At 36.2% G+C, this 16,207-nt stretch carries 10 protein-coding genes and 1 rRNA gene; 1 reads left to right on the forward strand and 10 read right to left on the reverse strand.

Annotated elements, in window-relative coordinates:
• The first annotated feature begins 117 nt into the window (after nucleotides 1-117).
• Nucleotides 118-225 (forward strand): 5S ribosomal RNA (rrf, locus tag SCA31_RS12955).
• A gap of 197 nt (nucleotides 226-422) precedes the next feature.
• Here the strand turns inward: rrf and SCA31_RS12960 are convergent.
• From SCA31_RS12960 to SCA31_RS13005, 10 genes are all read right to left on the reverse strand, one after another.
• On the reverse strand, nucleotides 423-998 hold the full coding sequence (locus SCA31_RS12960) for a hypothetical protein (RefSeq protein WP_410697420.1): 576 nt from the start codon (nucleotides 996-998) through the stop codon (nucleotides 423-425).
• Nucleotides 999-1,007: 9 nt separating this feature from the next.
• Complete coding sequence (locus SCA31_RS12965; RefSeq protein ID WP_410697421.1) at nucleotides 1,008-1,532, reverse strand: hypothetical protein; 525 nt, start codon at nucleotides 1,530-1,532, stop codon at nucleotides 1,008-1,010.
• Complete coding sequence (locus SCA31_RS12970) at nucleotides 1,529-4,264, reverse strand: hypothetical protein (RefSeq protein WP_410697422.1); 2,736 nt, start codon at nucleotides 4,262-4,264, stop codon at nucleotides 1,529-1,531. Before SCA31_RS12970 ends, SCA31_RS12965 begins: the two co-directional genes overlap by 4 nt.
• On the reverse strand, nucleotides 4,257-5,057 hold the full coding sequence (locus SCA31_RS12975; RefSeq protein WP_410697423.1) for a WxL protein host-binding domain-containing protein: 801 nt from the start codon (nucleotides 5,055-5,057) through the stop codon (nucleotides 4,257-4,259). The genes SCA31_RS12970 and SCA31_RS12975 overlap by 8 nt, the downstream gene beginning before the upstream one ends.
• Before the next feature lie 112 nt (nucleotides 5,058-5,169).
• On the reverse strand, nucleotides 5,170-5,748 hold the full coding sequence (locus tag SCA31_RS12980) for a hypothetical protein (RefSeq protein WP_410697424.1): 579 nt from the start codon (nucleotides 5,746-5,748) through the stop codon (nucleotides 5,170-5,172).
• A 184-nt stretch (nucleotides 5,749-5,932) separates the two neighbouring features.
• Entirely contained in the window at nucleotides 5,933-8,281 is a 2,349-nt protein-coding gene (locus SCA31_RS12985) for a phosphocholine-specific phospholipase C (RefSeq protein ID WP_410697425.1), read from the reverse strand.
• Between the two features lie 86 nt (nucleotides 8,282-8,367).
• Nucleotides 8,368-9,888 carry a SusD/RagB family nutrient-binding outer membrane lipoprotein gene (locus tag SCA31_RS12990; RefSeq protein WP_410697426.1) on the reverse strand — a complete coding sequence of 507 codons (1,521 nt, stop codon included), beginning with the start codon at nucleotides 9,886-9,888 and terminating at the stop codon, nucleotides 8,368-8,370.
• A 19-nt stretch (nucleotides 9,889-9,907) separates the two neighbouring features.
• Nucleotides 9,908-13,066 (reverse strand): SusC/RagA family TonB-linked outer membrane protein, encoded by a 3,159-nt coding sequence (locus tag SCA31_RS12995; protein WP_410697427.1) that lies wholly within the window; start codon nucleotides 13,064-13,066, stop codon nucleotides 9,908-9,910.
• Nucleotides 13,067-13,360: 294 nt separating this feature from the next.
• Nucleotides 13,361-14,965, reverse strand: a complete 1,605-nt coding sequence (locus tag SCA31_RS13000) for an autotransporter assembly complex protein TamA (protein WP_410697428.1) — start codon at nucleotides 14,963-14,965, stop codon at nucleotides 13,361-13,363.
• A 104-nt stretch (nucleotides 14,966-15,069) separates the two neighbouring features.
• Nucleotides 15,070-15,858, reverse strand: a complete 789-nt coding sequence (locus SCA31_RS13005; protein ID WP_410697429.1) for an SDR family oxidoreductase — start codon at nucleotides 15,856-15,858, stop codon at nucleotides 15,070-15,072.
• Between the last annotated feature and the right edge of the window lie 349 nt (nucleotides 15,859-16,207).

Consider the following 16,207-nt stretch of genomic DNA (forward strand, 5'->3'; position numbering starts at 1 on the left):
TTACCTCTTTGTGAACGTTTTTATCGATTAAACCAGATGTCAGGTAACAGACATCAGATAACAGACCAATACGTCTGCACTCTGATATCCATATACTGATATCTTATATACAGCCTTTAGGGTGGTTTTAGCGGTGGGGCTCACCTGTTCCCATTCCGAACACAGAAGTTAAGCCCACCAGCGCCGATGGTACTGCTAACGCGGGAGAGTAGGCCGCCGCCAGTTTTTATTTTATTTTTAAAATCCTTTATCATTGCGATAAAGGATTTTTTTTTGTGCCCTACATAGATCATTACTAGCAAAATACGAGAGATCATTCGATCTGCAATATTGTAACTATGCACTAATACTGAATCATATGCTTCCTTTTGCTATAGTCTTGATATAATGAAGAATAATCTTACCTGTACAATTAAATATTTTTAATTTGGACCTATTGTAAAGACTAATTTAGCATTATAGCTTGTAGCAGGAATTGTTACAGAAACTCCGCTTATCTGTAATTGTGTATTAATACCCGAAAAAGAGACACTGTTACCAAGTCCTAGAACTCCGGCGAAATTTATGGTTAAAAATGTAGCATCTACTCCCTGTGGGATTTCTATGTAGGTAGTTCCACCATTGATGGTAGCGGTACAAAGAACGCAAACACCACCTATATTTGTAGTTCCACCGCTCCTTTTTGCATACAGGCGCAACGAATTATTCCAGGCAGTCGGAATATAATGCATGCTGACCTTAGCAGCTCCACCAGACAGCAGATTTAGAAAAGATCCCGGTAATAACCCGGAGAGTGTTAATAAAGTATCACTGCTTTGATAGGTTCCTGCATAATTAGTCCCTGCTTCAGTAATAGGAGGCACACCTACCACCCAATTACTCCCACTAACATTTAATGTTTGTGCTTCCACTTCCACATAGCTACTCATCATTATAGGAATGATGTATAGATATTTTTTAAAGAGTATTTTTTTGAGAAAGCGACTATTGATTTTCATATTTCAATGTTATTCTGTAATGGTATAGGTGATTGTAACTATTGTATTTGTTTGAGCTGTTATAGTATTATAAGAACCCGGAACCAGAGAAATAGTAATATTATGCCCATTATTGGCTCCATTTCCGGTATAAGCACCTCCAATACCACCGATGATTGTTATAGGTGTAGCGGTAAGGGTTACCTGCCCTGAGGACGAGCCTAATGTTCCACCTCCTGCTCCGGAAGCTGCTCCAGCCTGTAATCTTATATTAACCCCCGGAATAACTGGATTCACAGATGCTGTTATTCTTCTGGTAGCTCCTGCTGGGGCAATTGCAGAGGTATAATTAATCCATTTTGATGTATTGGATGTTGGATTATTAAGAGCTCTTCCTGCTTCTGTAGGGGCTGTAAAACTTACGCTAATATTTCCCGAGGGTTCAATATCCATTAAAGTAACAATGGGTAATGATATGGAGGGGGTTGTCTGGGAATAGATGATACCAGATAAAAGAAAATAGGTTAGTAATATTATGGAACGGAACAATATCATTTCTGTTTTTTTATTTCATTATATCCTACTTTTAAAGTTTCCTGCTGATATTTAATTTCAATTTGCTGTTTTACAATATTGATATTTAATTTTTTCATTTCTTCCGGCTTTAAGGTAAATTGAAACTGATTGGTTGAGATCTTATACCGTTTGTCTAGACCGTTTCTATAAATTTTTACCGTCCATTCACCAGGTCGGAGATAAGTAAAATCAAAATCCTCTCCGATATAACAAATCTTACGGTAGGTTTGCTCACCACTAATGGTCTCTATGATGATACTTTCCTTTTTCCTTTTTTGAATAGGGGCAGGCTGATTTTTTTCTATACTTTCTGTAAACTGAATATGCCCCTGTATTTTAGCCGCTGTAGTCAAGCCGAAGTTAAAAACATTTACCTTATTTATAAGTGAGATTGAAGCGGGTAATGCTACAGTTGGGATATCATTGATGTCTGTGGTTGATCGATCCATTTCAAGATAATAATCTCCCGGAGTAACATTTTTAAATATGAAATTTCCGTCCTTATCAGTTATGGTAAGGTGGTTTCCGAGCATCAGTTTTACTTCTGATATTTTCTTCACTCCCAGATTACTGATGTTTCCTGATAATGTAGTATACTCAGCAACCCTTTGTACAGGAACATTTAAGCGTAAAGTATAGCGTAGAGAAAATATAAAGTCCTTATTGGCAAGATCTCCTCTTTGTAATGTATAGCGTCCGGATACGTCAAATTCATGTCCCGGGAAAAGCTGTTGGTGAAATAGAAGTTCAAGAAGATTTCTATCCTTGAAATAATATTCCGGCATATAGTTATTCTGATAAGTAAAACTTAGAGATGTTTTTTGTGAAAAATGGCTTATAATATTTGCTCCATAATAGATTTGTCTTTCATTTTTCAACTGATATCTGGATGTCACGGCATAGCTTCCATATAAATTAAAGAATGTTTTAAACTTTTCAAATCCTACGTTGGCCGTATATAATCGGGAAGTTCCGGAGAAACCAGTCAGATAATTATCCGTTTTTCCAAGCTGGCCTTCCAGATTGATCTGAAAAATTCCTATTTTTTGATTAATACCTAGTCTGTAAAAACGTTCATCATAGTCAAATTGTTTTGGTTCCAAACGATCCTGGTACTTTTGGTAGCCACTATAAAGCATAACAGTACCTTTACCCGCGTAGGAGTACTGAATACCGTATTGCAAAAATTTTCTGTAGGGAGCTGCGAGCAATAAAGTATCTCTTTCAAAATTTTTAGCATCCTGAACAAAGTTGGCAGTAATATTCAGCCTTTTTGAAACCCTGTATTGAAGCCCTCCGTTAAATGTACTTGTATTGGTGAAGTATCCTGCAAATTCAGGGCTGGATCTCATATACATCACGTTTCCATTTAATCTTTCAAAATTAGCCTGAGCCTGTATCATATAGGCCGTTCCCTCCGTTTTATCCGTTTTACTGTAGGATACTTCTCCTAAAAGATTCAGGTTTTTAGATACCTGAAACTTTCCTGTTAAATAAGGCAAGTGTGCATTGGAATCTAATCTTGAAATGGCAAAGATATTTTCTTCCTTTCTTGGTATTTTGTACAAATATCCGGCTGTGATTTCTGATTCCTTTTTTATTTTAAATTTTGAATAGACATTAAACTCATCTTTGATATCTCGGAAAAATCGTGGATGATTATAAAAACCACCAATACTTATTTTATTGATGTCAAATCTTAGTTCTGCTCCACGTCCATACCTTGAATATTCGGTCAGGAAAGATGAAGAATAGGTTTTATCACCTAAATGGATAAGGAAATGATCCCTTTTATAGTTCACGAAATATTCTTCATATTGGGTAAAAGAACTGTATTCAACTGGGTTTTTAGTTACAGCATGAAATTCTATTTGTCCTTTATTATCTTTGTCAAGGCTTCCTTTACCATAAATTTCACCCTGAAAACCATCATTATAATCTCCTCTGTTTCTCATTCCTATAAATGCCAATGAAGCTGAAACGGGTAAACGATGGTATATGTCATCCTCAGAGGGCTTAATAGATATTACCTTCACACTTACATATGCCGTTTCCATCTCCTTTGGATGATCTGAAGAATAAACAGATAAGTGAAGGTTTTGAAACTCATTTTTTCCTAATTCAGGATCGGTTTTTCGGGAGATAGATATTTGTTTTGTCTCTCCTGGAGATAAGAAAATTTCTGAATCCTGATCTATGATGGCATTCTTACTTTCTAGGGTAAGTTTTTCCGGAATGTTTCCATTATTTTTAATCAGAAAATTAGCTTTAATGGTTTCTCCGGCCCTTACAAATTCCGGTGAATTCAAAGCCGTGAGAGAAAGATTTCGGTTTCCGGAAACAGTAACTTTTGAAATTTTTGTAAAGGAAATCCCATTGTTTCTGTCTGTAATATTCAATGTTACAGTGTAGGTGCCCTGGCCTGTTTCTGTTGCAATACGCAGAGGAACCAGATATGCTGATGTTTCGTGAGGGGCAATTTGGAATTCTCCTTTTGCTAAAATGGGTAGTATGTGCGGACTTGAGGTACTTACTGAAATATCATAAGTTCTGTTTTCAGCAGAATTATTTTCTAATGTGAACGGGATAGAAGTAGACATTCCCGGTAATAAACTATCTTTTTTACTAATCAATCGGTTAGATTGTTGTTGAGAAAAAATAAATATCGGGAATAATGATATAATAATAAAGAAAGTCCAAGTTCTAATCATTTTTTACTTCTAGTTCCACATTGAGTGCAAATGCATTCTCCTCTTCATCGGTTGCTATTATTGCTGCTTTATATTTTTCTGGAGGTACTTTACTAATATCAATATAAAATGTTTTGGAGGTATTGGGCAGCAATCCCATCGTTAAACTTGAATAAGTACCTAACTTTTCACCGGTTTTACGATTATAGATTTCAATGGATGTGGTTGGTTTACAATAAAGATTACCATTGTTGGCTATCGCAATCATTACAGTTTGCTTTCCCTCTTGCTTTTCTATTTTTACGCTTTCAAACTTAAGAATTGGCTTGGCTTTTTCTGTTTCAAAATCCGTAATAACCTGTATTGCATAGCGTATAACAGAAGTAATATTCACTCCTTGCTTATTATCACTAGGCTTAATGTCTTCCACAGGTTCTACAATAATTACGCTCCAGTAGCTTCCAGGATCCATCGCCTGATTAGGAACAGTAATTTCATAAAATACCTCTGTTTTTTCTTTACCTTTAAGAGTGATCAGGTTGGTGTTAAGTTTAACCCATTCTCCGTTAGTACGTTTGTTGGTATGCAGCGTTGTATAATGGATTGTTCCGTCAGCCTGGTAGGTGAAATCCTGTAAAAACAATTTTACAGTTTGAGGAGTCTTGCTTGTATTTTCAATGGCAACTTTTCCCTTGTAGACTTTTCCGGTTTCAATTTTGTAAGAATGCGTAAGTCCGTTGAGAACCACAATACCGGCATGTAAAAAGCTGAATTGCAAAATCAGGGTGATCAAAAGAAGGATACGCTTTATCATCATCATCATTATATAAAGTTTAGAGTTTAATCATTAATAATACAAAACCAGGAAGAAACTGAATATCAGCTTCTTCTTGTTTTTGAATGCAGAAAAGAATTTTATTTAAATTCTAATTATCTGATATGGTATACGTAACGGTAGCTACTGTAGTGGCTGTTGCCTGTAAATCTGCGTAAGCTGCCACTCCTCCAGGGCCGCTTCCTGCAGCAAGAGCATACGTAAGGTTGTGTCCGTTATTGGCACCATTTCCTGTATAAGCACTTCCGATACCTGAAATAATCGTCTGGCCGGCAGCACTTAAAGTCAATAGACCTGCGGATAATCCTAATGTACCCGCTCCGGATCCAGTAGCTGCAGCAGCAGTTACATTAAGATCAACTCCGGGAATGATAGCATTCATGCTTACACTTACATTACGGGTAGGATCTGCAACAGATTTGATGGAAGAATAATTAAGCCATAAAGTAGTGTTAGCTGTAGCCGGAATAATAGGATTTCCTGCCTCTGTCGGAGCTGTAAATCCAAGAGTAATATTTTTTGTGGCAGCAGGTTCAATATCTACCAAAGCAACTTCAGGGATAGAAATTGTGACTGTATGGTTATCTGTATTGGTATCCTGGGCACTTAGGCTTGCAGATACAGCAACTGCAAATAGGGACATTGCAATCGTTAAGTTTAATTTTTTCATGATGCTATAATTAGTTAAGTGAATATAACAAAATTCAATATATTATAAAAAAAATATATTATAATTTTTTTATTGTTAATTATTTTACTTTTTTAATGTAATATAATTGTGAATTATTCTGTATTTAATAATGAAAAAATCCTGTACAGTACGTACAGGATCTATAGTCTTATTTGAAATAACTCTAAGCCCAATGAGGATCCGAAACGGAAACTTTACCTGTTTCCAGTCTGCCGGCAAAATGCCAGATATGATCTTCAAGAGTGACTTTAAGGTCGTACCAGCCCTTGTATTTGCTAAGATCAATCATTATTTTATCCTCAGACTTCTGTACAGATATCGTTTTTTTACTTTTCTCATACAGATTTTCCAGGCTTAGATTGATGTTGCTTTTTTTATGATTTTTAAAAACTAATTCAATCTGGCTTTTTAAACTGTTATTAATAAGAATTACCTCGACGTCCGGTTTTTGAGCTCCCTTGAATTTTCGGAAAAAGCCATTAGGACCAAACACTTCATAATCATACGTTCCGGATTGTACCACGGGATGTGACAATTCCTGCTTTGAATACAATGCATAGGAAAAATAATAAGTATCGCTATTCAATTGGGTTCTGTCATAAAGATGAAGCGGAACTCCATTTTCTTTTACATTGGTCATCGTGATCTTATCTCCACCCAAATTCACATAGAAGTCATAAGGAAGTGGATTGGATGGTTTCATTCCCCTTTCTTGAATATCAAGCAGGCTGTTATTCAGTTCATTTTCAGAATACCACTTCAGTTGGGGAACAGGTTTGTTTTTGGCAGCATTAATGGTTTTCGCAAAATCCTTTTGATCAAGATAATCCATTTGCGGAGCATTAGCATTTGGCGTGTTGAAAGCAGATGTCAAATCTCCGCAAATAGCTCTTCTCCAGTCGCTGATAGTCTCTACATGAACATTTTTATTAAACTTCTTCATGATAAATTTTTCCAGAAACTGTAGCACAGAGGTGTGATCTGAAACCTCAGAGTTGACAAAACCTCCCTTGGTCCATGGGGAAGCAATAATCATCGGAACCCTGTAGCCAAGGCCAACAGTTCCTTCTGTTTTTTCATAATCCTTTAAGGTAGGATCAGACATGTATTCTTGGGACTTGTCTACATATTCAACTCCGTCTTTTCCGTTTATATCAACCGGTTGACTAGGGTTTAATGGCGGCGCAAAAGGGATGACGTGGTCAAAATAACCGTCATTTTCGTCATAATTGATAATGAAAATAGTCTTTTTCCACGTTTCAGGATCTTTGGTCAAAATATTTAAAACCTCAGAAATATACCATGCTCCATACCAAGGGGAACCGGGATGATCTGAGAAATGTTCAGGAGCTACCAGCCACGAAACCAATGGAAGCTTTTTCTCTTCTACATCCTTACGGAACTGAAATAAAACATCACCTTTCGGAACGACCAGCCTTTCTCCGTTTTCATCTTTACCAATTTCCAGATTGTGATAATCAGGATCATTTGAATTGGTAGTGAAGGCCTTTTCATGTAGGTTTTTCTCCTGTTGTGACAGGTTTGAATAATTATCAGGGTGATATGTAACCTGATCTTCCTGAAGTTCAGTAATCATCACCTCCAGTCTTTCTTTTTGGCTAGGATTTTTTACGATTTCCTGTTTCAGTGAAGCGATCATTTTGGGAATATTCTCGTAATACCCCTTTGAAAATTTCACATTATATTTTGAAAACCACTCAATCGGGTTATCTGTAAAGTTGCTTAGCCATGCTTCCTGTTCTCCGGACATTCCCTTCGGCAGGCTGATTTCATTCTGGTAGATACGCCATGATACGTTTTGTTCCTCTAAAATCTCAGGGAAACTCTTCCATTTTGCCTGTCTGGCTTTATCATAATCAATATCATCATTCACAACATTGGCCTTTGATTTACCGTTTTGATGTTCTCTTAAAGTTCCGGACCAAAGAAATAATCTGTTAGGAGTAGTCCCCGTAAGTGAAGAACAGAAATATTGATCAAATATGGTAAAGGCATCTGCCATTTGATAATAAAAAGGAAGATCTTCACGGTTGTAATAGCCTAGAGTAAGGGGAATATTTTTATAATCCTTATTTCCTGAAGCCTTTGCCTGAAGCCATTGGTCATATTTTCCTTTATTCAATGCATGTTGCTGATTTTCCCAAGAATGGGGAAGCGAGCTCATCCATGTAGACTTGGTGTTTCTAAGATCCAAGCGGGCCGGTGAGGCATATTTCCCGTTATTTTCCTTTTGAAAGAAGACAGAATGCCCATCTTGTTTTATAAAAGCTCTTTTATCCAAAAAACCTCGAACTCCTTGTAAGGCACCAAAAGCATGATCAAATGAACGGTTTTCCTGCATTAGGATAACCACATGCTCAGCATCATAAAAAGTAGACTGTGCGGCCGGATCAATAGCTAAGGCCTTTAAAATTGCAGGATGAAGAACACTTGAAGTTCCTAGTCCGGCTAATAAAATACTTGATTTTTCTAAAAATTCTCTTCTATCCATGTTCAGTCGTAATAAGAAAGAAACCGCAAGTTAATAGGATTTTCCTGCGATTTCTTTGTTTTGTTTAAAATAAATAAATCAGATTTCTACTGCAACCACCAAGGTTTAGAATTAATATTGTCATTCCCTCCATACTGAGTGGTAAGCGCTGCTTTTAAATTTGCATTGTTATAGCTATACTCGGATTGAGGATATCTGAATCTGAATGGTGCCGGAACCCCTGCCTTTAATGGATAGTTTGGATATCCTGTTCTTAAATAATCATAATAGGAAGTCCATTGAGCCTGATGGAACATGGTCATGTATTTTTGGGTAATAATTTTTTCCACTTGGGTTTCTAAGGGTTCAGTATTATTATATATAACCAAAGGAGTTGTAAGGTATTGGTTGACATCAAAGCCTGCGAAATATTGTCCGGGATTTTTTACATACGTTTGATAGAAAGTAAAACTTGCCTTGATCGCATTGTCATAATGTGTTTTTGCAGATCCGGAAATCCAGCCTCGGGCAGATGCTTCTGCTAAAATAAATTCTAATTCTGAATAGCTTAATACTGATGCTGGCTCGTTGGTAGCATCCTTATAAAAACGATCATTTACTTTAGAGATATTTTTCGCTGTGATTAAAGCCGCATTATCAGAATAAGGTGATGTAGGATTCCCACCATTATATCCTGTAAAGTCTGTAATTGCTTTTCCTGCTTCTTTGGCACCGGTAGTTTGGGCGGCAAATGTAAATAAACGGGGATCATGTCTGTTTTTAAAGAGATTAATAAAATAATCTGCCATATATAAACTAGATCCATATCCACTGTTGTTGAACATCGTGTATCTGCTGTCTGCAGCATCGGCAAACTTGAGTTCTCCGTTATCTGAAATAGAAGTCATCAAAGGCTGACTGCCTGCAATGGATGCAAATTCTGTTGCAATATTATAGCTTCCAACCGTTGTTTTTTTAGATAAGGTCATCAGTATTTTCAATCGGAAAGAATTGATCAGTTTTTTCCATTTTAAAGCATCTCCGCTGAAAACAATATCACCCTCAATTTTATCATTGGTATTGATCAGATCATTGGCCTCTTTTAATTCTGATAAAATTCCGGACATGATAGCGTCCTGGGTATCATATTTTGGCTGCGTAATTCCGGATTCACCCTTTGCAGCTTCAGAATAAGGAGCACTTCCTACTTTTAAACTTATATTAAAGAAATGATAAGCTCTGAAAAACTTGCCAATGGCAATATAATTTTTATTGTTGATCTTCTCTGCTTCCTGAATCATTTTTTCTGTATTCAAAAGTCCTTTGGTATAAACCTCGAAAGAAGCATCATTCCACTTCATATACTGATAGGTATTCTCACCATCTGTACCGATCATCATTCTGGAAGCATACATATTATCACCATCCACCTGAAAAGTGTATTTTGAAACATACGTTAAAAGATATTTAGGATCAATACTGGATGGGTCATTTGGATTTTCATTGATGGTATCCAGACTGGATTCACACGAAGTTAGTGCTAATACCCCTGCAAGAAGGATAGATTTTATATTGAACCACGTTACAGTCTGCCTTGCTTTAGCGATTACATTGATATTATTTTTCATTGTATAGACGTACTTTTAATTAAAACTTAAGATTGAATCCGATTCCAAACCATCTGCTTGATGGATCCTGAATATCATTCGCGATGTCACCCGTTCTTCCTGATCTGATTTGGAAGTCAGGATCAGAATATAGATTCTTGGATTTCTTCCACATGGCAAGGTTGTAGGCAGAAATATTTGCGGTAAAGCCTTTGATCATTCCCTTTGGATTCAGTAAAGAAGAAAAATCATATTCTAATACTACAGACCTTAGCTTGATGAATGTTCTGTCGAAAACATTTGCAAATTCTTCACTTTCATCCTGCGTTACCCTTGCCTGATAAGGGTAATTCTGGGCCCAGTCCTGGAAGCTGATAGCCTTAGTATGCGGAGTATAAAGCCCTGTTGTAGGGTTGTAGTTTACCCCATCCGGTACAAAATAATAACTTCCCGGGTGAGCATATTCAAGATCTCTGTAGGCAACAGAATTAGGATGCTTTCCTCCCCACCACATTTTTTCAACGACCTGAGATCTCATAACACCACCGATGCTTCCATCGATCCCGATATTTAGAGATAGTTTTTTATACTTGAAACTGTTGTTGAAACCAAAAGTCCAGTCCGGATTGAAATGTCCCAAGTTGCTTGGTGCATTTGCTCTGGTTGGCATTCCTGATTTAGCATCCAGAATTACTTTTCCATCCGGAGATTTTTGCCAAGTATAATCATAGTAGCTGTCCATTCTTTCACCTAACTTGATATTCTTGTAGTTGGGCATATTATCATAAATGGAAGTCAGCTTTTGTTCGTACGTACTCCAGTTGATTAAAGTTTTCCAAGTAAAATCAGATGTTTTTACAGGAACCAGCCCTAGGGAAACCTCGAATCCTTTTGTCGTATACTCATTTCCGTTTACATACTGGGAAATGAATCCGGATGATTCGGCACTCGGGAATTCAAGAATATTGTTGTAATCCAGTGTTCTGAAGTAGGTGGCATCTAAGGTAATTCTGTTATTGAGGAAGCCTGCACTTAATCCTAGTTCATAAGATTTTGTCTGCTCAGGTTTTAAAGAGTTTTCTATATTCAGAATTGTTGGATAAAGGTAGGTTGGGTTCCCATTGAAAGTAATTCCTTTATTATTCAAATAATAATTTCTGATTGAATAAGGCTGGAAGTCATAAGCCACTTTTGCCCATGAAGCAGAAAGTTTTAGCATATTGATAGACTCCGGAAGCTTTACCAGATTGGAAATTACAGCACTTACGGAAGCAGATGGATAAAAATAAGATCTGTTGGCCTTAGGCAATGTGGAAGACCAGTCATTACGTCCGGAAATATTGATAAAGAAAACATTATATAATCCAATGTCAATTGTAGAATAAGCACTGTAGATCAGCTTTTCTTTTAGATAAGTATATTTTTTGATTGCCCCGATGGAGTTTTCCATTGTATAGACTTCAGGAACCTTCAAACCATCTGTAGAGGTTTCATTATTGTTGTTTTTGTAGTAAAATGTAGAACCTCCGGCATTGATGGTAAAGTCAAAATTTTCAGATATCTTTTTCTTATAGGTGGCCAATACATCATAGTTAAGATTCCAGGTTTTTACATCTTTCAATATATATCCTCCGCTTCTTGGTGCACTATAGTTGAAATAAGAATAAGGGCTGAATGTTTCCGTCTTGCTGTGATTTTCTACAATGGATGCTTTCCCCTTTACAGAAAAATCCTTAGTTGCTTTATATTCCAATCCGGCCTGTGCATTGATGATATTGGTTCTGTTTTGATTTTTATAATATTCCGCACCAAACCAAGGGTTATTGTACCATGCATAGTTCCAGTTAGCTTGTGAAGTTCCCTCTTTTCCTGGAACCCACATATGATTTCTCAGTGCATTCCCATCTACGTCACCACCCATCCAGATCAGGATCGTGTACATGTGTCCGCTGGGATTATAATCATAATTGGGAACATTAGGAGTAAAGGCCTGATTGAAGGTGAACTTCGTGTCAAATACAAACTTATCGCCCAAGTGATTTTCAGAAGAGAAATTGACCCCATATTTCTGAAGATAAGAATTAGGAACCCTGTCATCATAATTCATGAAATTTCCGGAAAGTCTGTATATATCCTTATTATTCCTATAGCTGATTGCAAAATTATTGTTATTGATAACCGCAGGTTTCAAAAATGTATCTAAGTTATCATGATACTTCCAGTCAATCGGAATCCTTTCGTATCGGGATTTATCATTATACTGAGTTCCTGTAACAGCCCCATACCACGGTGTAATCTGACCTGTTACTTTATCTCGGATAGGGCTATTCCATTGGGCAATCTGTAACCCCGGAACAAACTTTGGTCCCCAGATCATATCACCATCATTCACTCCACCATCAGCGCCGTCCCAGAACTCATACTTTCCGTGAGATCCGTTACCATATTCCGTTTGGGTTTTTGGAAGATTGGTAAACCCTCCTGTAATCATGGTATTTTGAGAGAACTCTACAGAAAATCCTTTCTTCTTGGCACTTTTTGTAGTGATCAGAATAGCCCCATATCTACCTCTTGAACCATATAGAGCAGAAGCTGGAGCTCCTTTCAGTACGTTGATATTTTCTATATTGTTAGGATCCAGATTTTGAAAAACTTCCTTTTCTACAATTACACCATCAATGACAAAAACCAGATTGGAATTTCCTCTCAATGTAAACTGTGGTGCCTGTTGCATCCCCGTTGGATTGGAAACATTAAGTCCAGCTACCTGTCCTGAGAAGAGATTTCCTATACTTGGCGTAGTAATGGTTTCGAACTGTTTGGTTCCTACTTCCTGTGTAGAATATCCAATCTTTTCCTTCTTTTTAGCAATCCCCAGGGCCGTAATGACAACTCCTTCAATTTGCTTTTCATGGGTCTTCCTTAAAACAATGGAATACTCCTTTTTTGAAGAAACCTCCACGGTATAAACAGAAAAATCAGGTGAAAAAAATTCCAGAATGTCTTTTGGATTGGCTGAAATGGTGAAATTCCCATTTTCATCGGTCATGGCGGTCTTTCCTGTGTTTTTGTCGGTAATATTTACACCCGAGACACTGGTGCCGTTTTCAGATTTTACATTTCCGGAAATGTTAATTTCCTGAGCCGTAATATATAAGGGAAGTAAAAAAACTGCAAATGTAGCTAAAGCTTTCTTCATTTTTTTTGAATGCAAATTTAGCCGGGCATTATTACCTATACTTTACGATCATATTAAAATAAAAATACGATTTATGTATTTTTTAATGAAAATAATTAACGAAATGGTAAAGTGTAAAAGCGCTTTTGTGAGGGGATTTTTACTTTATTATATATTATAAGCCACAAAAGTCACAAAAGCTTTATTATTCAATCATTTTAGAAAACTTAAGCGTGCGTAGCTTAAAGACTGAAGGTTTTAAAAAAAATTGTGGTTGAAAAAAGAATAGATAAAGAAAATATGAATCTGAGCTAGTTAAAATCTGCTCAGAATACCCCAATGAATCTTTATATCATTGAATTTAAAAGGATTTCCAAATTCATTACCATTAGACAGCTGAAAACTCATCAGACCGATCGGGATAAAAAAATTGAAACCTAGCCCGACACTGTAAAGCTTGGGTTTTACATTCAACGATTTATTATTGAGCTGCCCATATTGCCCAAAGAGGTCAAAGAAAGCCTGATTGCCGATGAGGTACCGATATTCTAAACTTCCATAATAATAGAAATCTGCAGCGAGGGAATTTTCATTGAATCCCCGCATGGAATTCCAGCCTCCAAATCGATACAATTCGTTGGCAGAAAACTCTATTTTAGAATCCATCATAGCCCCTTCTCCTTTAATATTCAGGAAATGGTTCCCGGAAATATGATAATTATGTTCCCCAAAAAAGTAAAACTGGTTTTGGGTAGATTTAATGTTCCCTTTCGTATAGGTTGTTGTTAAATAATCGTATCCTGCATTGATCCTTGTTTTGTAAAGGAAAAGATCAATATCGGTAGGCTCAGTCATTTCAAACCATATCCCGATTCCTCTTTTGTTGTAATCCTTTCCCTGAACATACAATGAATCAATAATCGTAGAAGTTTCCAGAGTTGCTCTAAGACCAATCTTATTACGGTTGTTGATGTGATAATAAAAAGCCGGAAGAAACTTTACGTTGGCAAAGGTAGAATCCTGTCTGTAGATATTCACCTTGGTATTCATCCCCACATTGGATTTAAAAAGGTAAGGAATGTCTACCTGAAGATCAAAGGTTTGCCCCTTGTCAGGGTTTCTCTGCCAATAAAGATTAACCGCCTCAAAACCGTTGAACATATTCCTGAAATTAACGTTCATGGTCCCGTTTAGGGTAAACTTTTCAGACTTATCATTTCCAAAACCAATTACCCCATCAAAAGTATTGGTCTTTTTCTTTTCCAAAAACAGGTAAATATTGGTAGAATCTTTAGTGAACAAAGTCTGTGGCTGCCTTTCAAGCGTAACAAAAGGGTGGCTTTGAAAGGTCTTATTAATGGCTAATAAGTTTTTATCATCATAATTTTTACCCTTAAATTCCTTTTCAAGATTTTTGATAAATCGTTTTGGAACCTTATCGTAACCTTTTATAACAAAACCGTTGATCGTTCTTTTATCATTTTTATTGATATCCAGTTCTACAATCGGAAATCCATTTTTCTGTCCCTTATACTTAGACTTGATTCTACTGAAAGAATATCCGTCATCAATATAGCTTTTGTTGATGCTTTTCTTGGTTGAATCTAAATTTTTAGTAAAAAAATCTTTCTGAACTTTCAGTTTCTGAACAATAGAATCGGAAAGGTTAACATAGGTTTCATTGAAATTTTTCCCTTTATCATAAAAAATTTCTGTGCTGTCTCCTTTTATTTTTACATCTTTCAGCTGAGTAAAGAAGTAGTTGCTTTGAGCCAGAGAATCCAGATATTTTACCGCAGAAACAGAGTCTTTTACTTTTTTTCTGACCTTGGTTTCAGTATCAATCAGCCAATACTGTTTTTTCTGCGCTTGTATAAAAACGCAGAACAGGACAAAAAATATTTTTAGAAACAGCTTCAATTCTCAATGTTTTAAACCATAGATAGCTTGCTAAATTTAAAATAAAGCTTAATGCTCCTCAATGGTTTAAAGTAATTATTATGTAACTTTTTATAAAACTGAAACTAATCCAGTTTATTATACTTCTTCATTAAATTCTCATAAACTCCCTGCGGAAGAATCCATTTCAAGGGAACTCCTATTTTCTGCCCGAATTTACCAAAATAATAATGAGCTTTCCATTTATTCTTCCCCAAAAGTTTTTCAATGTATTCTGCCACTTCTATAGGTTCGGTTCCATCGTTCACATGAGCATTCATCAAAGAATACACTTTATCAAATACATTTTTATAAGGCTGGGAAACCTGGGCAATAACTCTGTTTTCTGCAATATTGGTTTTAATGTCTCCTAAGTGAAGAGAGCATACGTCAATATTCCAAGGGTAAACTTCATACCTCATCGCTTCAGTTACTTTATCCAGAGCAGATTTTGATGCAGAATAAAATCCACGGAAAGGTAATCCCATCTCACTTCCGATACTGGAAACATTAATGATTTTTCCGAATTTATTTTCACGCATTTTGGGAAGTACGGAGCTCATCATCTGAACAGGACCTGCCAAATTCAGACTGAAAAGTTTTAGAATATCTTCCTTAGTAGAATCCTCTACGGCACCTACCATTCCCATTCCTGCATTATTAATCAATACATCAATTCTGGTTTCGGTTTTCAGAACCTCGGCAATGGCGTTTTGAACAGCAGTGTTGTCGGTAACATCAGTCGGTATCGATTTGAAATACTGGCTTTCCGTATGTTTTCTGCTTAAACCATATACTTTGTTCCCTTTTTTACCAAAATATTCGGCTAATGCAAATCCAATCCCTGATGAGGTTCCTGTAATGATAATGGTCATTTAATCGTATGATTTTTATAATGTTTTATTCTTTCCTGCACATGGATAGCCTGTTTTGGATATCTATGAGTAGGTGAAAAATCTATTTTCAGCAAATGTAAAAAAAGAATAATGAACTATGTTACTTATTGTATCTGAAAATATTTTTAATCCCAACAGGTTTATTGTCTCCAATTGATGGTAAACTTAAAAGAAAGTTAATGTCAACCATGCAGAAAATATCAATGGAATGATTACTTTACTTATGTATGTGATTGTTTTACAATATTTTAATTTTCATTCATCGAGGTTTGTTTTTGATGATGCCTAAAATTTCTTAATAAAAACATAAGGAAATCTTAATGAGGTA

The sequence above is a fragment of the Chryseobacterium sp. SIMBA_028 genome, from assembly GCF_046535285.1.
Classification (GTDB): Bacteria; Bacteroidota; Bacteroidia; order Flavobacteriales; family Weeksellaceae; genus Chryseobacterium.